A 22,169-nucleotide genomic window follows, 5' to 3' on the forward strand; every position below is an offset into this window, starting at 1 on the left:
TCGCCCCGACGCGCAAGTGCTCAACCCTAGTCCTGCCGACCAAGGTCAACAAGCATGCCGGGAGAGCTTAGCCCGAAATCGTTGCACGGCGCATAAGAGCCTTGCGGTCGCCATCGGCTCGTAAGCGGAAAGCAAGGGGCGTCCCGTCCTCGCTCAGGGTCACGCCGAGGCCGGAGCGTTCGAGCGCGGCCTTGAGAAACGCCGAGGGGTTCTCGACAGGTTCCAGCGCAAGGGTCCGAATGTCCTTCATCGCTGCCTCAGAAGCGCCGAGCCCTGCGAAGGTCTCGAAATAGGCCTCATGAGTCAGCCCTTCGTCGCCCCGCTCGGATGCGACTTTCTTGAACCGGTTCCAGAAGTCATAGAGCGAGTGGTCCGGCAGCCCGGCATCCGTGATCAGGCCCATGAAGTCCCCGCAGGCATAGAACGCGCCGAAGTCACCCCGGCCGACCGCTTCGGTCAGTGGCCCTTTCTCCAGCCCCGCGACGCAATCTCTGTAAGCTGACGAATAGACCTCCATGAGGAAGCCGTTCGGGTCTTCAGAGAAGCTCGCCGCCACGTCGTGGGCCATGGTGTTGGCGCTGCCTTCGTGGATCCAGGCGTGGAGCTGGTCGGCAGGATTACCGTTGTCCATCTTCTGGTAGAGATGCGCCGCCTCATGGGCAAAGAACCATTGGAGGTAGGTGAGGATGCCCGGCTCCCGATCCGTCAGCGCTTCGCCTCCAGCCTCAAGCGCGAGGACACCGCCATCGAGCGCACCGCCTGTGAGGTTGAGGCCCTCGCCCTCAAGCCCGTGAAAGCCGAAAATAACCGTGGACTTGCGCGGCAGGTCCTTGCCCCAGCCATCGGTGAGCTCACTGAAGATCCGTACAAGGTTGGCATCGAAGCCATCGGCCACCCATGAGGGCAGGCCGGGATCAACAAAGCCGACGAAGCTTTCCCCTTCGACGGGCTGGAGCTCTCCGACAAAGGCGTAGGTGTCGTCGCCCTCAGGCGTGAGGGTCACCTCGCCATCATACCGCTTCCCGCGCAGCCAGATCGGGCTCTCCGATTTGATCGTCAGGTCGAGATCGAGATCGGGCTTGCCCCATTCATTCGCGGTCTGATTGAACGCTTCGATGGCTTCGCGGCTCTCAGCTGGCATCAGGCGGAACTGGCCCGTCAGGACGCCATGGTCACCAGTGGTGTACGGAATGAAAGCGGTATAGGCTTTGGGCAGGTTCTCGGATGACGGCGCAAAGCGGAACGAAGCTTCGGTGGCAGGTTCTTCGAAGATCAGCGCATCCATCTGGCCAATGGCCTCGACCTCTGCGCCCTCGGTCAGCGACGTCCATTCGCCAGCCCGGTAGGTGAGGGGCGCCTGGCCGAAGACAAGCGCGGTCTGGGGCTCACGGAAGCGGTAGGTGAGGGTGTAGGAGCCGCTGTCCTCCCGCGTGAGGGTCGCGGAGACATCCGCTGGCACCAAGGGCGCGCTCTCGGGTACGGGCGCCGTGGCACAGGCGGAAGCGAGGACGCAGGCGGCGAAGATCGAGGTTCTCATGGCGTCCAACGTAGTGAACCCTATGCCGGTCACAAGCCGCCTATGGCAGGGGGCTTCCTTATCCCTACATCGAAGCGATGGCGGATCTCCTCACCCTCGGCCTTGGCGGCGGCTGTCATTGGTGCACCGAAGCGGTGTTCCAGAGCCTTCGCGGAGTGTCAGGCGTCGAGCAGGGCTTCATCGAAAGCGCACCGCCCCATGACACGGCTTCAGAGGCCGTCTGGCTGCAGCTCGATGAGGGCATTATGCCGCTTTCGGTCCTCCTCGACATCCACCTGCGCACCCATTCCTCAGGCTCGCAGCACAAGATGCGCGGCAAGTACCGCAGCGCTGTCTATGTGATGGACGAGGACACGGGCGAGCGCTGCCGCGAGGTGATCCATCAGCTTGCTGAGGAAAGAGAGGGACCTGTCGTGACGGAGGTCCTGCCGCTTCGGCGTTTCATCCTCAACGACGCGCGGTTCCTCAACTATCAGAAGACCCGGCCCGAGGCACCGTTCTGCAAGACGTATATCGACCCGAAGCTTGCGCTTCTGCGCCGCGAATTCTCAGAATTCTCAGAAGAGGCCTAGAGCGTGCCCCAGAGCTTGGACTTCTCCGTCCAGCCCCGATAGCTTTTTGTCCGTATACGGCACCACTCACCGCGGCAGGTCTCGAGCTTTGCCATGACGCCTTCTTCGACCCTTGCACGGGGCAGGGCATCTTCGGTGGGCTCGGCGAAGAGGATCCCGGGGGAGAGGGTCACGGCGTGCTTGTTCTCGACCAGCATCACCTTGTTGATCCAGACGCGGCGGCCCGTATGGTCCTCGACCCGGCGCCAGTCATTGTCCGGATCCTCGGCGATGACTTTCACCGGCAGGCCGCGCTTCTGGTAGATCACCACGACGTCGAGGTTCGGCCCGGCACGGCCGAAGACCTTGTCATTCTTGAGGGCAACGAAGCGGGGGACGGGAAGGCCCGAATAGCTCTCGCGCTCCTGCGCCTGCGCATCCTCGAAGACCGAGGTGACGACCGAAAGAAGACCGAGAATGAGAAGCGCCAGACCAAGGCGCTTGGGAACCCCGCGCACAGCTTGCCCCTCCGAAGACTGAACGTGAACGCGTTAGCCTTGGGGGAAGGATGGTAAATGCGGAGTTAACGGACGATCAGTCGTCGGAGAGCTTTCGCGCTTCGCCCTCGAGCATGATCGGGATGCCCTGCCTGATCGGGTAGGCGAGCCCGGCTGCGTCGGAGACGAGCTCCTGCGCCTCGGCATCGTAGCGGAGGGTGCTCCTGGTCACGGGGCAGACGAGAAGTTCGAGGACCTTGGGGTCCGGCTTGCGCGCTTCGGTATCGGTCATGGGGCCTTATTGCAGACGGTCGCCGCCCTCGTCATCCATATCCTGACGCTTCTGCGCGATCGACATTTCCATGAGCGCGATCAGCGTCTCGCCGCGGGCTTCAATGGAATGAGCCTCGACGATGGCCTGCTTCTCATCGGGCTCGAACGGGCAGGACATGGAGACCGAATTGATGATCGTCTCCGCCGAAGCACCTTCGATCGAGTCCCAGTCAGCCCTGAGGCCCACTTCCTCGAGATAGCGCATCAGGAGCTCGATCACCCGCTCGCGCAGGTGCGGGTTCTCTTCAGGCTCCTCATAGCGGTCGAGGGTGAAACTCGACCAGTCCACTGCGCCGACGCGGAAGCCCTGATCATGGAGGGTGTCCCCGGTCAGCCTGAACCGTGAGACCCCTGTCAGGGTCAGAAGGAACCGCCCGTCGCCCGTCTCCATGAAGGAGGTGATCCGGCCAGCGCAGCCAACATCATAGAGCGTCGGGTTGACGTCATCCTCGTGGCGCGGGCGGACCATGCCGATATGCCTGCCCGTGCAGAGGGCATGCTCGGTCATGGCGAGGTAGCGCGGTTCGAAGATATTGAGAGGAAGCTGGGCCCTCGGCAGGAGCATCGCGCTGCGCAAGGGGAAGATCGGAATCTCCCCCGGCAGCACGCGCCGCTTTTCGTCATGGGGCATGAAGCTGCTTCCCGATAGGCGGGGATGGGATAACCCCCGCCCAAGAGAAGTTAGCTGAAAAGCACAGAAGACAAGCGGCGGCGTCCGCGCTTCACGTCCGGGTGCCCCGCGCCGAGGGCTTCGAACACCGTCAGGAGTTTCTCCTTGGCCGCACCCTCGTTCCACTCACGGTCCCGCTCGATCATGCCGAGAAGTGTGTCCATGGCTTCGGTCATCTGGCCTGCGCCGATCTGGCCCTCTGCATAAGCGAAGGCAGCGTCCTGATCGGCCGGGTTTGCGGCATGCGCCTGCTGGAGGCCTGCCAGTTCGCCCGAGGGAGCATCCTGCTTGGCGAGATCAAGCTGCGCGGTGATCTGCGCAACCGCGGGGTGGTTCTCGAAGCCCATGGGGAGTTGCGACAATGTGGCGCGGGCGGCTTCGACGTCGCCTGCCATCGCCTGCACCCTTGCGATACCCGCCATGGCTTCGACCCGGACATCGGCATTGTCCTCGGCGGTGTCGAGCACCTGCGAATAAGCGACGATGGCGCTTTGCAGGTCCTGGTTGGCAAGCGCCTGCTCCGCCGCCGCGATCAGCTCGGCGGGGTCTGGCGCGCCAGGAGCGCCGCCGCCCTTGAGGCCCATCTGCTCAGCGCCAGCCACGATGCGGTCGAGGAACGTGTTCACTTCGCTCTCAGGGACCGCGCCCATGAAGCCGTCGACCGGCTGGCCCTGCACGAAAGCCATGACCGTGGGGAGCGACTGGATCCGCAGCTGCTGGGCCAGCATCTGGTTCTTGTCTGTGTCGACCTTCACCATTTTGACCTTGCCGCCCCGGGCCTGAACCGCCTTTTCGAGGATCGGGCCAAGGGTTTTGCAGGGCCCGCACCAGCTCGCCCAGAAATCGACGACCACCGGCACTTCCATCGAGGCGTCCATGACGTCGGCTTGGAAGGTCTCGATGGTGGCGTCTTTCACGAGGTCGGCTGCGGGCGGTTCGGCATTGCCGCCGAGGATCGGGGTGTCGGACATGTCTGTCGTCTCAATCGTTAGAATGCGTTGTCGGGCGGGAGATGGCCGCTCTGTCAGCCTTGGGCAAGGCCGATGACGATGAACGCCTTGGCATGAAGCTCGGCAAACCGTTTCAGGTCCTCGCCGGTCACGCCCGTGGAAGCCGTGTTGCGCAAGGGATGGGCCCAGATCGGGTCAGCTTCGAAGAGCGCCTCGTCGATGACGAAGGTCTCGATCCTGAGGCTACGGTCGTTGATCAGCGCAAACGGCGTCAGGTGCCCCGGGGCGACGCCCAGCACCTCCTCCATGACCTCAGGCTTGGCAAAGCTGAGACGCCCTCGAGCGCCGACGGCCTCACCAACCTTCTTGAGGTCGACCTTTGTCCTGCCAACGGCCGTGACGAGGGTGAGGGTGCCGTCTTTGTCTTCGAGGAGCAGGCTCTTCGACCGGCTGCCAGGCATGGTCTCGGCAAGGTGCGCGCTCTCAGCGACGGTGGCGGTCGCGTCATGCTCCACCGTCTCCGATGCGATGCCCATCTCCTCAAAGCGGGCAAACAATCGCCGTTCCGGGTCCATAGCGTCCGGTTTGAGGCCCTCTCTGGCCGTCTTCAACTCACCTGAGGAACATGGTTGCGGAGATTCGCTGGCATCGCGAACTCAACTCTGACCAAGCCTTGAGGCCACATCGCGCAGGAGCCGGTCGATGGCTTTATGGTCGTCCTCGGAGAACCCCGAGAAGGCTTCCGCTGCGTCATCCATCCTGACCGTGAAGGCTTCGTCGATGACCCGCTTCCCCTCATCGGTGAGGGAGACGATGCGCACCCGCCTGTCCTCATCGCTCACCCGCCGGGCGACATAGCCCTGCTTTTCGAGGCGGCCGAGCGCTGCCGTCACGGCACCCGAGGAGATCATCACCATGCGGATGAGGTCATTGGGCGTCAGCTCATGGGGCGGGCCTGTGCGCCTCAGCATCCCGAGGATATCGAAGTCGGTGTAGATCATGCCCGATGGCTTGAGGAGCGCCGCGGCCCTGTCTTCGAGCAGCCTGCCCGCCACGATGATCCGGCACAGGGTCCGCAGGGTATCAGGATCGATGTCAGGCCGGGCGCGGGAGAAGCTCTCCACCACCTCGTCCACCAAGTCCTGACTGTCTGCTTCGTCCGCCATCTCATCCCGCATAGGGCTGCTCGCCGTGGCTGGTCATTATCTTTGTATCAAGATATATATCTCGACATCGAGATAACATGGAGGGGCCATGCTCGCTCAGGAAGCCATCAACACAGCCGTCCAGCTTGGCATCGTCCTTGTCATTGCCCTCATCGTCTGGGCAATTTTCGGCAGGAAGAAGGCCGGGTACTTCCGCTGGATCGGCCTCATCGCACCGACGGGGCGCAGCATGCTCTGGGCGCTGGGGCTCTTCGTCCTCATCAAGGCGGTCAGCGGCATCATGTTCCTTGTCCCTGAGCTCAGCCAGGCCGCGAGTGCCGACAACACGGTCGCCGGGCAGATCAGGCAGGAGGGGTGGAGCGGCGAGATCCTGCTCGTCATCCTCCTCGTGGCAGGGATCAAGACGGCTCTGGCCGAGGAGATTTTCTTTCGCGGGCTCATCGCCAAGCGGCTGATCGGGGCGGCAGGGTTCTGGGCTGGCAATCTCATCCACGCATGTCTCTTTGGCGCGATCCACCTTCTCATCTTCGTGGTGCCGGGCGGGCCGGAGCCCAACATGCTCACCGTGCCTGCGTTTCTCCTCATTCCCGGGTTTGCAGGGTTCATGATGGCCTTTGCGAATGAGCGTCTCGGCAATGGCTCGATCTTCCCCGGATGGCTGATCCACGCGCTTGGAAATGCGATGGCTTATCCGCTTCTCGCATTCGGTCTGTGATTGCGATTTTTCCGAGAAAAACCGCTTGCGCCGCCCGCTCCCATTTGCTTTATGCGGGCTTCGCCGCCGATCGGCACCCGGATCGGCATTGAGCGGGCGTAGCTCAGGGGTAGAGCATCACCTTGCCAAGGTGAGGGTCGTGCGTTCGAATCGCATCGCCCGCTCCATTTTCCTCCCTTAAGGGGACGACCGACAGGCCAGCCCGGCGCTGGCCTTTTTCGTATCTTACCGGCGCTGACGGACGCGGGCACAAAAAAACCCCCGCGCCGGGAGGCGGGGGTCAGTCTCGTGATCAGTAGGCAGAAGACTTACGCCTTCTCGACCACCTGATCGATGCGTCCGAAGATCGATTGACCGTCTTCGTTCTGCATTTCGATGGCGACGCGGTCGCCGAAGGACATGAAGGGGGTTGAGGGTTTGCCGTTCTCGATCGTCTCGATCATGCGAACCTCGGCGATACACGAATAGCCAACGCCGCCATTGCTGACATGCTTGCCGGGGCCACCGTCGAGCTTGTTGGACACGGTGCCCGAGCCGATGATCGTCCCTGCACTGAGGGGCCGCGACTTGGCCGCGTGGGCGATGAGCTGTCCGAAGTGGAAGGTCATGTCGGTGCCGGCATGAGCCCGGCCGAAAGCCTCGCCATTATAGTCGACATGGAGCGGCAGGTTCAGCTTGCCGTCCTTCCAGGCGTCGCCGAGCTCGTCAGGTGTCACCGCACACGGAGTAAAGGCGCTCGATGGTTTCGATTGGAAGAAGCCAAAGCCCTTGGCCAGCTCACCGGGAATGAGGCCGCGAAGGCTGACATCATTCACCAGCATGATGAGGCGAACCTTGGACAGGGCGTCCTCCGCGCTGATCCCCATCGGCGTGTCATCGAGCACGATGGCGATCTCGCCTTCCATGTCGATGCCCCAGCCCTGGTCCGTCGGCATACGAATGGGTTCACGAGGGCCAAGGAAGCTGTCCGAGCCGCCTTGGTACATCAGCGGATCTTCCCAGAAGCTCTCAGGCATCTCGGCGTTACGCGCCTTGCGGACGAGCTCTACGTGATTGACGTATGCCGAACCATCCGCCCACTGATAAGCGCGGGGGAGGGGCGAAGCACACTCTTCCTGCTTGAACGGGGAGGAGCCGACATCGCCGCTCTCGAGTTTGCGGGAAAGCTCCTCAAGGCGCGGGGAGATGGCGGACCAGTCGTCCAGCGCTGCCTGCAGGGTCGGTGCGATGGCGCTGGCGTCGGCGTAGCGGCTCAGGTCTTTCGAGACCACGACGAGCTGGCCGTCGCGGCCCTTCTTCAGGCTGGCAAGTTTCATTCTTCAGTCCTTATCAGTCGTGTTCGTCACGGGCGGCTTCATGGAGCCACGCGGCATGACGTGGGGCGCGCTTGGTCTGCGACCACTCTTCGAGCATGTCTGGGGCGACGCGGCGGAGCTCCGTCATCTGTTCTTCCGTACCCGTATCGCAGGCCAGCTCGACGCGGTGGCCATTGGGGTCGAAGAAATAGATCGACTTGAAGACGCCGTGGTTCGTGGGCCCGAGCACATCGAGCCCGCGGGAAACCGCGCGCTCTTTCGCTTTCAGGAGATCGTCCATCGTCGGCACACGGAAGGCGATATGCTGCACCCACTCAGGAGTGTTGCGGTCGCGGTCCATGTCCTTCTGCTGGGGAAGCTCGAAGAAGGCGAGGATGTTGCCGTTCCCTGCGTCGAGGAAAACGTGCATGTACGGATCATAAGCGCCGGTGGAGGGCACATGATCCTCCGCAAACGCCACGTCGAAGGACATGCCCATCACGTCGGTGTAGAACTCCACCGTCTCCTTCGCATCGCGGCAGCGATAGGCGACGTGGTGGATACCGGAGAGGGTGAAGCCGGTGTCAGCCATTACGCGCTCTCTTTGACGTTCAGCACACCGCGGTTGATCTGGTCTCGCTCGATCGATTCGAAAAGGGCCTTGAAGTTGCCTTCGCCAAAGCCGTCATCGCCCTTGCGCTGGATGAACTCGAAGAAGACCGGGCCGAGCTGGGTCTCCGAGAAGATCTGGAGGAGGAGGCGTGGGCTTCCGCCTTCTGTGGTGCCGTCGAGGAGGATGCCGCGGGCCTTCAGCTCATCGACCGGCTCGCCATGGTTCGGCAGGCGGCCTTCGAGCATCTCGTAATAGGTTTCGGGCGGCGCGGTCATGAAGGGTATGCCGCGCTCTTTGAGGTTGTCCCAGCAGGCGATCAGGTCCTGGCAGGAGAAGGCGATGTGCTGGATGCCTTCGCCATTGAACTCGCGCAGGAATTCTTCGATCTGGCCTTTGCCGCCTTCGCCTTCCTCATTGAGGGGGATACGGATCTTTCCGTCAGGTGCGGTGAGCGCTTTCGAGGTGAGGCCGGTGTACTCGCCTTTGATGTCGAAGAAGCGGATCTCTTTGAAGTTGAACAGCTTCTCGTAATAGTCAGCCCAGTAGGCCATGCGGCCCGTGTAGACGTTGTGGGTGAGGTGATCGATGACCTCGAACCCTGCGCCCTTCGGATTGCGCTCGACGCCTTCGAGATACTCGAAGTCGATGTCGTAGATCGACAGGTCGTCGCCATAGCGGTCGATGAGGTAGATGATGGCGCCGCCAATGCCGCGGATGGCGGGGAGGCGCAGCTCCATCGGGCCGGTTTTGACCTCGACGGGCTCGGCGCCCTGTTCGATCAGGTAGTCATAGGCCTTGCGGGCGTCGCGGACGCGGAAGCCCATGCCGCAGGCGGCTGCTCCGTGCTCTCGGGCGAAGAACCATGCGGCGGAGCGGGGCTCGTAATTGGCGATGAGGTTGATGTCGCCCTGACGCCAGACATGGACGTCCTTGGTGCGGTGCTTGGCGACTTGCGTGAAGCCCATGGCCTGGAAGACAGGCTCCAGAACGCCTTTTTCAGGGGCGGAAAATTCAATGAATTCAAAGCCGTCAAGGCCGGCGGGGTTCTCGAAGAGGTCTGCCATGGGGCGCTCCATTCTTGCCGAGGTGATCGAAATGCCTTATCGTTGTAATCGGAACCAGTTTCAGTTGCAACCAATCGAGGCAGGCCCGATGGCGCCGCAGACACATCGAAAAGAGAACGCGAGAGCGGCCGATGTGTTCCGCCTCGATGACAGCTGGGTCTACAAAATCACCGTGCTTGCGGACCTCGTGGCGCGGAAGGTTTCTGCCGTTGTCGCGGAGACGAGCGGGCTCAATCTTTCCCAGTGGCGGGTGCTGGCTGCCGTGGCCGATGAGCCGGGGCGGACCTCTTCTGAAGTCGTTGCCGTCACGCCGATGGACAAGGCCATTGTATCACGGGCCGTGCGGGTGCTGATTGATATGGGGCTCCTCCGCCGGGAGGCTTCGCAGGAGGATGGGCGCCGTGCGCATCTTCAGCTGACGGACGAAGGCGAGGCGGTCTACCGCCGGCTGGTTGAAGCGCTCGACAGGTCGGGCGCTTCGGGGCTTCAGCTTCTGCCGGGCGAGGAGGGGGCGGCCCTCAATGCACGGCTTGATGCGCTGATCGAGGACTACCAGTCCTAGCGCAGGAGCGGCTCATCGAAGCTGCGCAGCTTCCTTGAATGAAGGGTGCCTTTCTCCGCTTCTGAGCGAAGGAGCTCCAACGTCCGTATGCCGATCTCCAAGTGTTGGCCGACGCGCTCCTGATAGAAGGCGTTAGCCATGCCGGGTAGCTTGATCTCACCGTGGAGGGGCCTGTCCGAGACGCAGAGGAGCGTGCCGTAGGGCACCCGGAAGCGGTAACCTGCCGCGGCGATCGTGGCGCTTTCCATATCGATGGCGATGGCCCGGGATTGGTTGAGGAGGACGGCGAGGTCTTCGAAGCGCAGCTCCCAATTCCTGTCGTCGGTGGTCACAACCGTCCCTGTACGGAGATGTTCCTTCATCTCCTTGCCCTCGATGCCCGTGACGTCACTGACGGCCTTGGAAAGCGCTAGCTGCACCTCGGCAATGGTGGGCAGGGGAACCGATGGCGGGAGTGCGTGGTCGAGGACGTGGTCGTCGCGCAGGTAAGCGTGGGCAAGGACATAGTCGCCGAGGCGCTGGGTCCTGCGAAGGCCGCCGCAATGGCCGATCATCAGCCAGACATGGGGGCGCAAGACCGCGAGATGGTCCGTGATCGTCTTGGCGTTGGACGGACCGACGCCTATATTGACGAGGGTGACCCCGCGTTGGCCCTCGCGTACGAGGTGGTAGGCGGGCATCTGCGGCGGCTTGGCGATGGGATCGCAGCTGGGGATCCCATCAGCTTCAGTAATCCGGCCGCCGGGCTCGACGAGGCGCTCGGCCCGGCCAGCCTTCACTTCCTCAAGGCCCCATTCAATGAACTCATCGACATAGCGCTGGTAGTTCGTGAACAGAATATAGGGCTGGAAATGCTCAGGCGCCGTCGCGGTGTAGTGCTTGATCCGGTTGAGAGAATAGTCCGTACGCTCCGCTGTGAAGAGCGAGAGCGGTAGGGGGCCTGAGCGGTCGAGGATGGTCTTGCCATCGACAATGTCGTCGTTCGTAGAGACGAGGTCCGGAGTGTAGAAGAAGTTCTGAAGGCTGTCGCGCTGCTCCCGGTCGAGCCTGCCGCTAGCGGCTTCGAGCGCGAAGGAAAGCGGGATCGGCCGGTTCGACAGGCCAACGCGGATCGTCGGCTCGTAGCGTTTGATGATCTTTGTCAGCTGACGGATCAGATATTTCTGGAACAGCGCAGGGTTGGTCATCGCCGCGCAGAAATCATGGCGCGAGGAGATCTGCCCCAAGGCGAGGCTCGACGTCATGGTCGCCTTCTCCGCCGGGATCTCGACGGTGAGGGCGGGATAGACCGCGTGGTGGTGATCGTCTTCGGCGAGGGTGCCCGCGGCGAAGTTCTCGAAGCGCTTTTCGAGGACGCCGATCTGTTCCGAGTAAAGAGCGATGAGCCTGTCGACAGCCTCTTCAGGCGTTTTGACCACGATCCCGTCGATGATGCTGAGGGGTTTCGTGGCGTCGCTCTTCATGGCTTGTCTCTCTTCTCGGTCAGTTCAGATTTCGCGCCTTCTTGGCCATCCGGCGCTGTCCTTTCAAGAAGGCACCCAAAAGCCCCATTTCCGTTTGGGGTTCGAGGTCGTTCGCGAGCCGGTCGATGTTCTCGTAGAAGAACGCCATGATCGCAAAGCCGTTGAGGGCCTTTAGGAACTTGATGGGCGAGCGGGGGCCAAAGAGCCCGGGGCCAAGCGCCAGCGTCTTGTCGTAGGAGGGAAGCTCGGCGATCTCGCCGTCGATGATCTTGTGGGGCGCGTCGGGCATGACGCAGAGCGGGCGCGCGAGCCCGATGACGTCGCAAGCGTCGGTGTTGAGGGCCTCGTTCATGCCCTCGGCGGTCCTGAAGCCGCCTGTGACCATGAGCGGGATGGCGCTGCGCTCACGCACCGCGCGGGCAAACTCAAGGAAGTAGGCCTCGCGCTTCTTGGTGCTCTCGGCTTTGCCTTCCTCGTAGCGCTTCTCCATGCCTTCGAGGTCCATCATCGCTGGCTGCTCGTAGCTGCCGCCGGAGATCTCGAGGAGGTCGACACCGCGATCCTCGAGCCACTCGATGATCTGAAGGCTTTCCTCCGTCGTCAGACCGCCTTTTTGGAAGTCCGAGGAGTTGAGCTTCACCGAGAGGATGAAATCCTCGGGCAGCTCGGCGCGGATGCGCTCGCAGATATGGAGGAGCGGGCGGGCCCGGTTCTCGAGCCTGCCGCCATATCGGTCCGACCGCTTGTTGGTCAGGGGGCTGATGAAGCTCGACAGGAGGTAGCCGTGGGCTGCGTGGATCTGGACGCCGTTGAAGCCTGCCTCGGAGCAGACGTGGGCTGCCTGCACGAAGCGGCCCATCATGTCGTCGATCTGCGCCGAGGTCATGGAGCGGGGCTGGCCGAACTGCTCACCGGGGAGGGCGACCTTGATCCCCGACGGCGCGAGGGGAGCGGGGTTCACCACTTTGGGGGTCTGGCGGCCGGCATGGCTGAGCTGCGCGATCGCGCGGCAGCCGCCGGTCTGCATCGCCTGGGCGAGGGCCCTGAACCATTTCAGCGTCGGATCGCCGGGCTTGGAGCTGATGGCGATGTTGCCCGGATGCTCAAGGTGACGGCGGTCGACAATCACGTTGCCGGTGATGAGGAGCCCTGCGCCGCCCTCTGCCCAGCGCTTGTAAAGCGTCACGTGGCGGTCGTTCGGAAGGAGGTCGGCGTCGGCCTGATGCTCCGTCATCGCAGCCTTGGCGATGCGGTTCTTGAGGCTCACGCCGCAGGGCAGCCGGAAGCGGTCTTCAATCGTCGTCACGCGGTCAGGCCTTCCATGTGGTGGCGGAGGTGGTCATCCATGAAAGTGGAGATGAAGTAGTAGCTATGATCATAACCTGCCTGACGACGAAGGGCATAAGCCTGTCCTGAAGTCTGGCAGGCATCCTCGAAGATACCGTGAAGAAGTTGCTCTGAGAGAAACGGATCATCGAGGCCCTGATCGATGAGGATCTCAGCCTCCGAGGGCTGTTTCAGGGCGAGGATGGCGCTGTCGTACTGGGCCCAACTTGCGTTGTCCGAGCCGAGGTAGGCGGTGAACGCCTTCTGACCCCAGGGGCACTGGCTAGGTGCAGTGATGGGAGCGAAGGCTGAGCAGGTCCGGTAGAGCTCGGGGTGCTTGAGGTGGAGGCTGATGGCACCGTGACCGCCCATGGAGTGGCCGAAGATGCCTTGGCGGTCTTTGGCGATGGGGAAGCTCTCAGTCACGAGGGCTTGCAGCTCTTCGGTAATGTAGCGGTCCATCTGGAAATGCTGGGACCAGGGCTCTTGGGTGGCGGTCAGGTAGAAGCCTGCGCCTTGGCCGAGGTCGTAGGCTTCGTCGTCGGGGACGCCTTCGCCTCTGGGTGAGGTGTCCGGCGCGATGATGGCGCAGCCTCTGGCGGCAGCGGCTTTCAGGACGCCGCCTTTTTCCATGACGTTGGACCAGTTGCAGGTGAGCCCTGACAGGTACCAGAGGCAGGGCACGTCGGCTTTCTCGGCCTCGCGGGGGAGGAAGACCGCGAAGCGCATCGTGGTGCCGGTGACGGCGCTCTCATGGTCGAAAACCTCGAGCGTGCCGCCGTGGCTGCGGTGCTTTTCGACTGACTGCATGGCCCGGCTCCTCCCGCAATAGGCGAAAGCTTAGGTTGCGGAGTGCGCCATTGGGGTCAAGCGGGGCTAGCCGAGGCGGCCTGACTGGAAGTCATTGAAGGCTTCGCGGAGCTCGTTTTGCGTGTTCATGACGAAGGGGCCGTGGCGGGCGATGGGTTCGCCTATGGGCTGGCCTGCGACGAGGAGGAAGTGGGCGCCTTCGGGGCCTCCCCTGAGGGCGACTTCGTCTCCTCGTGAAAGGACGGCGATGGCGGGGTCCTTCACTTCTGGCTGGGGTGTCTCGTGGATGCCCTGGAGGTTGCCGCCATAGACGGCGAGGAAGGCGTTATGGCCGTGGGGGAGGGCTTCGCGGAAGGTGGCGCCTGCCTCGAGCTCCACGTCGAGGATGCGGATGTCGGCGTCAGGGCCTGCTGAGCGGCCGGGACCTTCCCCGCCTGCGAGGATACGGACCTTGGCGCCTTCGAGGGTCTCGCTCGGCACGGTTTCGGCGGGATGGTCGTGCCAGTCGGGCTCGATCATCTTGTGGCTCGCGGGCAGGTTCACCCAGAGCTGGAAACCTGACATCCGGCCCTCGGTCTGCTCGGGCATTTCGGAGTGGATGAGGCCGCGGCCTGTGGTCATCCATTGGATGCCGCCAGGGGCGACGACGCCTTCATTGCCGCGGCTGTCGCGGTGGCGCATCCGGCCTTCCTTCATGATGGTGACCGTCTCGAAGCCCCTGTGGGGATGATCCGGGAAGCCGGCAATGTAGTCGTTCGCATCGCCGGAGCGGAAATGGTCGAGCATCAGGAAGGGGTCGAGGTCAGGCAGCTGTTGCGTGCCCAGCATCCGGGTCAGCTTCACCCCTGCGCCGTCCGATGTCGGCATGCCGGGGCTCACGAAAATGATGCGGCGGGTCTCGGTCATGGCGGCCTCCTTCTTAGGAGAGAAAATGGGGGCTTTTGGGTGGCCGGGCGAGGCGGGGAAGGGGAAAGCTGCTTTGCTCCTCTCCGTTTTCCCGGAAAGCCGTGAGGCTTATCCGGGATCCATGGACTGACCTCGCGTCCTGATTGAACCGATCGGTCCATGGGTCCCGGAAATTCACTGTCGCGAATTCCGGGAAGACGGGCAGGGGAAAGGTCCGGCCCGTGGGTCCGGCTTCTCGAAAGGAGAGGGATGTCCGGGCGCGGGGTGGTCCGTGCTCAAACTATGTAATACTGCGCGAGCCAGCCCGCGCCCGGCGGCGCTTTATGCGAGAGGCCATGTCCGCGGGCTTTTGAGGCCGGCGGCTAAGCACTTCAAACTCTCGAATGACGGGCACGGATCGTGAAGCCGCACGCGCCATCGGCACCGCCCCCGAAGCGAAACACGGAACGACCGGTTCGACCCTTGCGCTCTTCGGAGGACGCCTTTGTTGTACGCGGAAGGTTGGGGGCGGGGATAAGTTTCCGGCTATTCTTTACCTCACGCGCGTGGCGCTAAGGCGGGGCGGCGCATGTGCGCCGGAACCGCATTTCGCGGTTCTTGGGGTGGTCTCTTTGCGGAGAGGTGGTCGTTTTTCTTTGGGATGGGTCCCGGATCAAGTCCGGGATGACGATATCGGAGCGGTGGTTTCTCCAACTACCGTGTTCCCGGGCTTGACCCGGGATCCATGGACTGACCGGCCCTCCTCTTGATACGGATGGTCCATGGGTCCCGGATATTCGCTCCCGCGATTTCCGGGAAGGCGGATCGCTGTCGCGTTCCGCCCTACGTGCGTCGACTGACCCGCTATTGCAGCAGTTGTATTTCTTCGTCGCTCCAGCACAGGAAGACTCTACGAAAGCCACATCTATCATATGGGAATGTCTTGCAGTCTTCGATCCACCCAAACAGACCGGCGGCCATGATTGCGTCGGAGTTTGGGTAGATCAGCAAGTCGATGTCGGTATACGCGGAGTAGTCCTTCCGGGCCTTACGTCGAATAGCATCTTGGATCTGCCGAACAGCGAGATCCTTGGAGCCTTGAGTGATTCCAGCTCCGCCACTGTCGCCGACGTCCTGGTATAGAAACCGTGGTCTCCTGTCGACTTCCGATGCCGCGCGGCGCTTTCCGTCTACGGCGGGTGCTGCTTCAGTAAATTCTAGTCCGTACACAGAGTTAGACTCGGTAACCTCGAAGTCCGGAGCGTCTTGGTGCAAAACGGTCACTGGAAATCTGAGTGATTCCATTGCGACCTGTGAGAGGAGCCAGCGGCGCATCCAGTAGGCTTCCGACGATTGTGAGGTGCGCCTATTCTCGCCAGTGCGCGGACCGTTTTCGAGCCCTGTCCTACCGAGCTGCTTTCTTAGCTGCTCCTCGTTCGCAGCCTCGTCGATATTAAGGCGGACATGACGAAAGCTTGCTTTGTCCACCTAAAACTCCACCACGCTCCGGATGCTCTTGCCCTCGCGCATCAGGTCGAAGGCGTCGTTGATCTTCTCCAGCGGCATTTTGTGGGTGATGAGGCTGTCGATGTCGATGCGCCCTTCCATGTACATGTCGACGATTTTAGGAACGTCCGTACGCCCCCTTGCTCCGCCGAAGGCTGATCCTCGCCAGACGCGGCCTGTGACGAGTTGGAAGGGGCGGGTCGAGATTTCTTCGCCAGCGCCGGCGACGCCGATGATGACGCTTTCGCCCCAGCCCTTGTGGCAGCATTCGATGGCCTGGCGCATGACTTCGACATTGCCGATGCATTCGAAGGAATAGTCCGCGCCGCCGCCGGTGAGCTCGACGAGGTGGCCGACCAGGTCCTTGTGATCCTTGGGGTTCACGAAATGGGTCATGCCGAAACCTGCCGCCATTTCGCGTTTACTCTCATTGAGGTCCACGCCGACGATCTGCCGTGCACCGACGAGCTTGAGGCCCTGGATCACGTTGAGGCCGATGCCGCCCATGCCGAAGACGACGGCCGTTGAATTGGGTTCGACCTTGGCGGTGAACATGACCGCGCCGACGCCCGTGGTGACGCCGCAGCCGATATAACAAACCTTGTCGAAGGGTGCGTCGGGGCGGATCTTGGCAAGGGCGATCTCGGGCAGGACGGTGTAGTTCGAGAAGGTCGAGGTGCCCATATAATGGAGGAGCTTCTCACCCTTGTAGCTGAACCGCGAGGTGCCGTCGGGCATGACGCCTGCCCCCTGCGTCGACCGAATAGCCTGGCAAAGGTTCGTCTTCGGATGAAGGCAGTAGTCGCACTCACGGCATTCGGGCGTGTAAAGAGGAATGACATGGTCGCCGGGCTTGAGGCTTGTCACGCCCGGGCCGACCTCCTGCACGATGCCTGCGCCCTCATGGCCGAGGATCGCGGGGAAGGCGCCTTCGGGATCGGTCCCTGAGAGTGTGTAGGCGTCGGTGTGACAGACGCCGGTGGCCTTGATCTCGACAAGAACTTCGCCGGCTTTGGGGCCTTCAAGGTCGACCTCGACCACCTCCAGCGGCTTTCCGGCTTCGAAGGCGACGGCTGCGCGGGTTTTCATAGCGAGGCTCCTCTTGTTTCGGCTGTGATGTGGCCTGCGTGGGCGCCCGGGTCCAGCGGAGGCGGCAGCGGGACGACTGCCGAACATTGTTTCACTTCTGGTCCGAAGCCCTAGGTTCCCGGTCAGTTCTTTTGGGAGACGAGTATGCTTCGCGCCGCACTTCTGGCCGGGATGGCCTCTTTTGGCTTCGCTTTCGCGGATGATCACGGGGAGGCGCCGCGCTTCTCGATGGATGTGGTGTTCGACCTCGAATACGCCTCCGACCCGCAGATCAGCCCTGATGGCGAGACGATCGTCTATGTGCGCCGGTCGATGGACATCGAGACTGACCGGGTGGCCTCGCATCTGTGGGTCTATGACCTCGAGAGCGACGAGCACCGGCCTCTCTTGGAAGGCGGAAGCGCCGGGTCCGCGCCGCGCTGGTCGCCGGACGGGTCGAAGCTGGCGTTTCTTTCGTCGCGGGACGGGAAGCCTGACCTGAAGGTGCATCTTGTGGGGTCGGACCGGACCTATTCGCTGGGGCAGTTGCAGGAGGGGACGAGCGCGCCTGTGTGGTCGCCTGATGGGAAGCGTCTGGCGTTTTCGATGCTGGTGCCTGACGGGCCGCAGACTTTGATCTCTTTGCCGTCCAAGCCAGAGGGTGCTCAGTGGGCGGAGGGGATCAGGGTTTACGAGGACCTGACGTTCCGGGCCGATGGCGCGGGCTACCTGCGGCCGGGTGAGCGGCATGTGTTCGTCGTGCCTGTGGAGGGCGGGACGCCTCGGCAGGTGTCGAAGGTGCCGGGTGGTCTTTCAGGGCCGCAATGGCTTGATGATGAGACTTTGCTCGGCACGGGGAATGCTGACGAGGATCGCGACCTGCAGGCGCTGGTGAGCCGGGTCTACAAGCTGCCACTTGATGGCGGTGAAGCGGAAGCGCTGACGGGGGCTGATGGGTCTGCTGGCGGTGTGCAGGTCGGCCCTGGCGGGCGGATTGCCTATACGTTTACCCCTGACGGTAAGAAGACCTATCAGCAGACGGAGCTTTACGTCATGCGCGCCGATGGGTCGGGCAAGAAGAACCTGACCGAGGACTATGACCGGTCGGTGGGTTCTGTGCGCTGGCGCGGGCGGGATAGCTTTTACGCGCTGGCGGAGGATCGGGGGCTGGTTCGGCTCGTGACGATTTCGTCGGGTGGTGATGTCAGTACGCTTACGGATGAAGTTGGTAATGAGGGGACCGGTCGGCCCTATTCCTCGGGCAGCTATTCGGTGTCGAAAGATGGCGAGATCGCTTTTACGCGGCGGGTGATGAACCGGCCTGCGGACCTTGCTCTTCTTGAGGGGCGGAAGGTTGAGCAGCTGACGAGCCTCAACGAGGATGCGCTGGGGCATCTGGCGATGCCGGAGATGATGAAGGTTTCCGTGCCTTCGAGCGTTGGTGATTTCGAGATCGATGCGTGGATCGCGCTGCCTCCTGGGTTCGAGAAGGATGGCTCTGCGCCGCTTCTTCTGGAGATCCACGGTGGTCCGCATACGATGTATGGCGGGTTCTTCTCCGCCGAAGTGCAGCGGTTTGCGGCGGAGGGGTATGTCACCGTTTGGACTAACCCGCGCGGCTCGACGGGCTATGGGGCAGAGTTCGCCCAGGCCATCGACCTTGCCTATCCGGGTAAGGACTATGACGACCTGATCAGCGTCGTCGACCATATGGTCGAGGACGGCTACGTCTCCGAAGACAGGCTCTTCGTCACGGGCGGCTCTGGCGGCGGTGTGCTGACGGCCTGGATCGTCGGGAACACGGACAGGTTCGCGGCGGCGGCTTCGATCAAGCCGGTGATCAACTGGACGTCGGAAGTGCTTTCAGCGGACCTTGCGGCCTTTGGCGCGTTCGAGTGGCTGAAGGAGATGCCCTGGGAGAACCAGGAGCTCTATTGGGAGCTCTCGCCGCTTTCGAAGGTTGGCAACGTGACGACGCCGACCATGCTGATGGCGGGCACGGATGACTGGCGTACGCCGAAATGGGAGGCGGAGCAGTTCTACACTGCTCTCAAGCTGCAGGGCGTGGACACGATGATGATCCATGTCCCCGGCGCCAGCCATTATATCGCGGCACGGCCGAGCCAGCTTCTCGCCAAGACCGAGGCGATCATGGCGTGGTTCGAGCGGTATGATCCTGAAAAGCAGGACGCGGAATGACTCCCGCGGAGTATCAGGCCGACCTCCGTCGGGCCTATATCGGCGGGGGTCCCGGCGCGTTCGTTTCGGGGATCGTCTGGCTGGTGGCCGCAATCATCGCGGAGGCCAGAGGCGTGGGTTCGGGGTTCGTCGCGCTTTTTTTCGGCGGCATACTGATCTTCCCTCTTTCGTCGCTGCTCGTGCGGCTGTTCGCGAAGCGGGAAGGGCCGGTGAAGGGCAATCCCGGCGGGCTCCTCGTGACCGAGACGCTGCCGGGAATGTTCCTTGGGCTGCTGATCGCTTGGGTCGTCATCGACAGCCAGCCCGAATGGGTCTTTCCGATCGCGGCGATGGCCGTTGGGACACACTATTTTCCGTTCAGAACGTCCTATGGCGACGTTCTCTATTGGGTCCTTGGCGGGATCATGACTTCGGTGGGCTTCGTCGCGCTGATGGGCACGGTGGCCTTGCCCTTCAGCGTGCCCTTCGTGATTGCAGGGATCGAGATCGTGTTCGGCGTGATCCTGATCGTCAGAAACCTAGGGGGCCGGGCGCTCGCCTAGGTGCATCATTTCAGAGGGGCGCTTCTGCCTGCGCCTCTCGCAGGCGCGGCATGGTGCAGCGCAAGGCGTGGCCAAGTGTAGATTGTCGCACCTTCGCAGGTGCAGCAAATACTGTCGTGACTCTCTCACAGAGGAACCGCAGTCGTTAAAGTTGATTTAGCAAACGAGCGCTGTAGAGCTTGGGAACTACTTCGGCGCGGTTCTCGCGCCTGACATGAAGATCGAGGGAGTTTCCATGACTTTAGCGCTCGTGCTCGTCATTCTGGCGGGGCTGGTGGCCGTTGGGTACGGCATCATCACGACACAGCAGGTGATGAAAGCACCGGCTGGCAATGAACGGATGCAGGAGATCGCCGGCGCGATCCAGGAAGGCGCATCGGCCTATCTGTCCAAGCAATACACAACCATCGCCATCGTCGGCGCCGTGGCGACTGTGCTGCTGTTGCTCTTCTTCGGCTTCGATTTCGTCCCGGCCTTCGGCTTCGTCATCGGCGCGGTCCTGTCGGGCGCTGCCGGTTATATCGGTATGCTGATCTCCGTCCGGGCCAATGTTCGGACCACGGAAGCTTCGCGGCATGGCCTGCAGCAGGGCCTCGACATCGCCTTCAAGGCGGGTGCGGTGACCGGTATGCTGGTTGCTGGCCTCGCGCTTCTGGGTCTTGCAGGATACTTCGCGATCCTGACCCTCGGCCTCGGTTTCGAGGAAGAGAGCAGGCGGGTCGTCAACGGCCTCGTGGCCCTTTCGCTCGGTGCATCGCTGATCTCGGTTTTCGCGCGTCTCGGCGGCGGCATCTTCACCAAGGGTGCGGACGTCGGCGGCGACCTTGTGGGCAAGGTCGAGGCAGGCATCCCCGAGGATGACCCCCGCAACGCTGCGACCATCGCCGATAATGTGGGCGACAATGTCGGCGACTGCGCAGGCATGGCCGCTGACCTTTTCGAGACCTACGTGGTGACGATTGCGGCAACGATGGTTCTCGCCTCGATCCTGTTCGTCGGTATCCCGGCAGGCGAGGATGGCGGCCTTTCGGCGGTCCAGACCTTCATGCTCTACCCGCTGGCCATTGGCGGCTCGTGCATCTTGACCTCGATTGCGGGCACCTATTTCGTGAAGCTCTCCAAGGGCTCCACCAATGTGATGGGCGCGCTTTACAAGGGCCTCATCGCGACGGGCGTCCTGTCGATCGGTGCACTGCTGATCGTCACGTACTTCGTGACGGGCTTCTCGGACCAGTATGTGATCCCCGGCGCAGGCGGTGACGGCCTTCGGACCTTTACCGGCATGAGCCTCTTCTGGTGTGGCCTTCTTGGTCTCGCCGTGACCGGCGCGATCGTCTGGGTCACGGAGTACTACACCGGTACGGGCTTCCGCCCGGTGAAGTCGGTGGCCAAGGCTTCTGAGTCTGGACACGGAACCAACGTCATCCAGGGCCTCGCGGTCTCGATGGAAGCAACGGCCCTTCCGGCCCTCATCATCATCGTCGGTATCGTGACGGCCTTCAGCCTTGCTGGCCTCTACGGTATCGCCATTGCGGTGACGACGATGCTGGCGCTGGCGGGCATGATCGTGGCGCTCGACGCCTTCGGTCCGGTGACGGACAATGCTGGCGGCATCGCGGAGATGTCCGAGCTTGAAGGCTCGGTGCGTGACACCACGGACGCGCTCGACGCGGTGGGCAACACCACGAAGGCCGTGACCAAGGGCTATGCCATCGGTTCAGCTGGTCTTGGTGCGCTTGTTCTCTTCGCGGCGTATGCGGAGGACCTTCGCTACTTTGCTTCGAAGCCTGAGACCTATCCGTTCTTCGACGGGCTGGTGGTCGATTACTCGCTGATCAACCCTTACGTCATTGTGGGCCTCTTCTTCGGTGGCCTCCTGCCGTTCCTCTTCGGCTCCATGGCGATGATGGCGGTGGGACGCGCGGCTTCGGCAATCGTCGAAGAGGTGCGCCGTCAGTTCAAGGAGAAGCCGGGCATCATGGACCGGACGGAGAAGCCTGATTACGCTCGGGCAGTGGATCTCCTGACCGGCGCTGCGATCAAGGAGATGATCCTGCCCTCGCTCCTGCCGATCCTCGGGCCGATCGTCCTCTACATCGCCGTTGGCGCAGTGGCAGGCACGGCCCAGGCCCTTGCGGCTGTTGGCGCGATGCTGATGGGTGTGATCATCACCGGCCTCTTCCTGGCCCTCTCCATGACCGCTGGCGGCGGCGCATGGGACAACGCCAAGAAGTATATCGAGGACGGCAATCACGGCGGTAAGGGCTCTGAAGCCCATAAAGCGGCTGTGACTGGCGATACCGTCGGCGATCCTTACAAGGATACGGCGGGTCCGGCAGTGAACCCGATGATCAAGATCACGAACATCGTGGCACTTCTTCTGCTCGCGTTTCTCGCCAGCCAGGGTGCCGCCTAAG

The 22,169-nt window shown here is 62.6% G+C and carries 22 protein-coding genes and 1 tRNA gene; 7 read left to right on the forward strand and 16 right to left on the reverse strand.

Annotation, left to right across the window (positions count from 1 at the left end; all coding sequences use genetic code 11):
- Nucleotides 1–67: 67 nt before the first annotated feature.
- Nucleotides 68–1,546: a hypothetical protein gene (locus tag HK107_RS07000; RefSeq protein ID WP_173197999.1), complete on the reverse strand. Its 1,479-nt coding sequence runs from the start codon at nt 1,544–1,546 to the stop codon at nt 68–70.
- Between the two features lie 68 nt (nt 1,547–1,614).
- Between HK107_RS07000 and HK107_RS07005 the strand changes: the two genes are divergently transcribed.
- Nucleotides 1,615–2,109 carry a peptide-methionine (S)-S-oxide reductase gene (locus HK107_RS07005; protein ID WP_173198001.1) on the forward strand — a complete coding sequence of 165 codons (495 nt, stop codon included), beginning with the start codon at nt 1,615–1,617 and terminating at the stop codon, nt 2,107–2,109.
- Here HK107_RS07005 and HK107_RS15835 read toward each other — a convergent pair.
- The 6 genes from HK107_RS15835 to HK107_RS07035 all read right to left on the reverse strand — a co-directional run bounded on the left by HK107_RS15835 (nt 2,106) and on the right by HK107_RS07035 (nt 5,704).
- The gene (locus HK107_RS15835) at nt 2,106–2,606 is read right to left on the reverse strand and encodes an SH3 domain-containing protein (protein WP_173198003.1); all 501 of its coding nucleotides are present in this window, start codon (nt 2,604–2,606) and stop codon (nt 2,106–2,108) included. The genes HK107_RS07005 and HK107_RS15835 overlap by 4 nt on opposite strands.
- Before the next feature lie 76 nt (nt 2,607–2,682).
- Nucleotides 2,683–2,877 (reverse strand): Trm112 family protein, encoded by a 195-nt coding sequence (locus HK107_RS07015; RefSeq protein WP_173198005.1) that lies wholly within the window; start codon nt 2,875–2,877, stop codon nt 2,683–2,685.
- 6 nt (nt 2,878–2,883) lie between these two features.
- Complete coding sequence (locus tag HK107_RS07020) at nt 2,884–3,549, reverse strand: LON peptidase substrate-binding domain-containing protein (protein WP_173198007.1); 666 nt, start codon at nt 3,547–3,549, stop codon at nt 2,884–2,886.
- 50 nt (nt 3,550–3,599) lie between these two features.
- Entirely contained in the window at nt 3,600–4,559 is a 960-nt protein-coding gene (trxA, locus tag HK107_RS07025; RefSeq protein ID WP_173198010.1) for a thioredoxin, read from the reverse strand.
- A gap of 53 nt (nt 4,560–4,612) precedes the next feature.
- Nucleotides 4,613–5,113, reverse strand: coding sequence for a prolyl-tRNA synthetase associated domain-containing protein (locus tag HK107_RS07030; RefSeq protein ID WP_173198012.1), 501 nt, complete (start codon nt 5,111–5,113; stop codon nt 4,613–4,615).
- A gap of 81 nt (nt 5,114–5,194) precedes the next feature.
- Nucleotides 5,195–5,704: a MarR family winged helix-turn-helix transcriptional regulator gene (locus HK107_RS07035; RefSeq protein WP_173198014.1), complete on the reverse strand. Its 510-nt coding sequence runs from the start codon at nt 5,702–5,704 to the stop codon at nt 5,195–5,197.
- 88 nt (nt 5,705–5,792) lie between these two features.
- Between HK107_RS07035 and HK107_RS07040 the strand changes: the two genes are divergently transcribed.
- Together HK107_RS07040 and HK107_RS07045 are read left to right on the forward strand one after the other, a co-directional pair.
- Entirely contained in the window at nt 5,793–6,419 is a 627-nt protein-coding gene (locus HK107_RS07040) for a CPBP family intramembrane glutamic endopeptidase (RefSeq protein WP_173198015.1), read from the forward strand.
- A gap of 92 nt (nt 6,420–6,511) precedes the next feature.
- Nucleotides 6,512–6,586: transfer RNA gene (locus tag HK107_RS07045), tRNA-Gly, on the forward strand.
- 141 nt (nt 6,587–6,727) lie between these two features.
- Here the strand turns inward: HK107_RS07045 and HK107_RS07050 are convergent.
- From HK107_RS07050 to hppD, 3 genes are read right to left on the reverse strand one after another with little or no spacing between them, the layout of a single operon-like run.
- Nucleotides 6,728–7,735 (reverse strand): fumarylacetoacetate hydrolase family protein, encoded by a 1,008-nt coding sequence (locus tag HK107_RS07050; RefSeq protein WP_173198016.1) that lies wholly within the window; start codon nt 7,733–7,735, stop codon nt 6,728–6,730.
- Nucleotides 7,736–7,748: 13 nt separating this feature from the next.
- Nucleotides 7,749–8,306 (reverse strand): VOC family protein, encoded by a 558-nt coding sequence (locus HK107_RS07055; RefSeq protein WP_173198017.1) that lies wholly within the window; start codon nt 8,304–8,306, stop codon nt 7,749–7,751.
- A complete protein-coding gene (gene hppD, locus HK107_RS07060) occupies nt 8,306–9,391 on the reverse strand; it encodes a 4-hydroxyphenylpyruvate dioxygenase (RefSeq protein ID WP_173198018.1) in 1,086 nt (361 codons plus the stop codon). Before hppD ends, HK107_RS07055 begins: the two co-directional genes overlap by 1 nt.
- Here hppD and HK107_RS07065 point away from each other — a divergent pair.
- The gene (locus tag HK107_RS07065; RefSeq protein WP_173198019.1) at nt 9,390–9,953 is read left to right on the forward strand and encodes a MarR family winged helix-turn-helix transcriptional regulator; all 564 of its coding nucleotides are present in this window, start codon (nt 9,390–9,392) and stop codon (nt 9,951–9,953) included. The two genes, hppD and HK107_RS07065, sit on opposite strands and share 2 nt — an antisense overlap.
- Here the strand turns inward: HK107_RS07065 and HK107_RS07070 are convergent.
- From HK107_RS07070 to HK107_RS07095, 6 genes are all read right to left on the reverse strand, one after another.
- Nucleotides 9,950–11,416 (reverse strand): AMP nucleosidase, encoded by a 1,467-nt coding sequence (locus HK107_RS07070; protein ID WP_173198020.1) that lies wholly within the window; start codon nt 11,414–11,416, stop codon nt 9,950–9,952. The two genes, HK107_RS07065 and HK107_RS07070, sit on opposite strands and share 4 nt — an antisense overlap.
- 19 nt (nt 11,417–11,435) lie before the next feature.
- Entirely contained in the window at nt 11,436–12,722 is a 1,287-nt protein-coding gene (locus HK107_RS07075; protein ID WP_173198022.1) for an NADH:flavin oxidoreductase/NADH oxidase family protein, read from the reverse strand.
- The gene (fghA, locus tag HK107_RS07080) at nt 12,719–13,552 is read right to left on the reverse strand and encodes an S-formylglutathione hydrolase (RefSeq protein ID WP_173198024.1); all 834 of its coding nucleotides are present in this window, start codon (nt 13,550–13,552) and stop codon (nt 12,719–12,721) included. The genes HK107_RS07075 and fghA overlap by 4 nt, the downstream gene beginning before the upstream one ends.
- Before the next feature lie 66 nt (nt 13,553–13,618).
- Nucleotides 13,619–14,458, reverse strand: a complete 840-nt coding sequence (locus HK107_RS07085; protein WP_173198026.1) for a pirin family protein — start codon at nt 14,456–14,458, stop codon at nt 13,619–13,621.
- 843 nt (nt 14,459–15,301) lie between these two features.
- A complete protein-coding gene (locus HK107_RS07090) occupies nt 15,302–15,925 on the reverse strand; it encodes a hypothetical protein (RefSeq protein ID WP_173198029.1) in 624 nt (207 codons plus the stop codon).
- Nucleotides 15,926–17,032, reverse strand: a complete 1,107-nt coding sequence (locus HK107_RS07095; RefSeq protein ID WP_173198031.1) for an S-(hydroxymethyl)glutathione dehydrogenase/class III alcohol dehydrogenase — start codon at nt 17,030–17,032, stop codon at nt 15,926–15,928.
- Nucleotides 17,033–17,176: 144 nt separating this feature from the next.
- On the opposite strand from HK107_RS07095, the gene HK107_RS07100 reads away from it, so the two are divergent.
- The 3 genes from HK107_RS07100 to HK107_RS07110 all read left to right on the forward strand — a co-directional run bounded on the left by HK107_RS07100 (nt 17,177) and on the right by HK107_RS07110 (nt 22,168).
- A complete protein-coding gene (locus HK107_RS07100; RefSeq protein ID WP_173198033.1) occupies nt 17,177–19,210 on the forward strand; it encodes a S9 family peptidase in 2,034 nt (677 codons plus the stop codon).
- A complete protein-coding gene (locus HK107_RS07105; protein WP_173198035.1) occupies nt 19,207–19,752 on the forward strand; it encodes a DUF7010 family protein in 546 nt (181 codons plus the stop codon). Before HK107_RS07100 ends, HK107_RS07105 begins: the two co-directional genes overlap by 4 nt.
- Before the next feature lie 235 nt (nt 19,753–19,987).
- Nucleotides 19,988–22,168, forward strand: coding sequence for a sodium-translocating pyrophosphatase (locus tag HK107_RS07110; RefSeq protein WP_173198037.1), 2,181 nt, complete (start codon nt 19,988–19,990; stop codon nt 22,166–22,168).
- Nucleotide 22,169 lies beyond the last annotated feature (1 nt).

It is taken from the genome of Parvularcula mediterranea (assembly GCF_013085255.1).
GTDB classification, from domain to species: domain Bacteria; phylum Pseudomonadota; class Alphaproteobacteria; order Caulobacterales; family Parvularculaceae; genus Parvularcula; species Parvularcula mediterranea.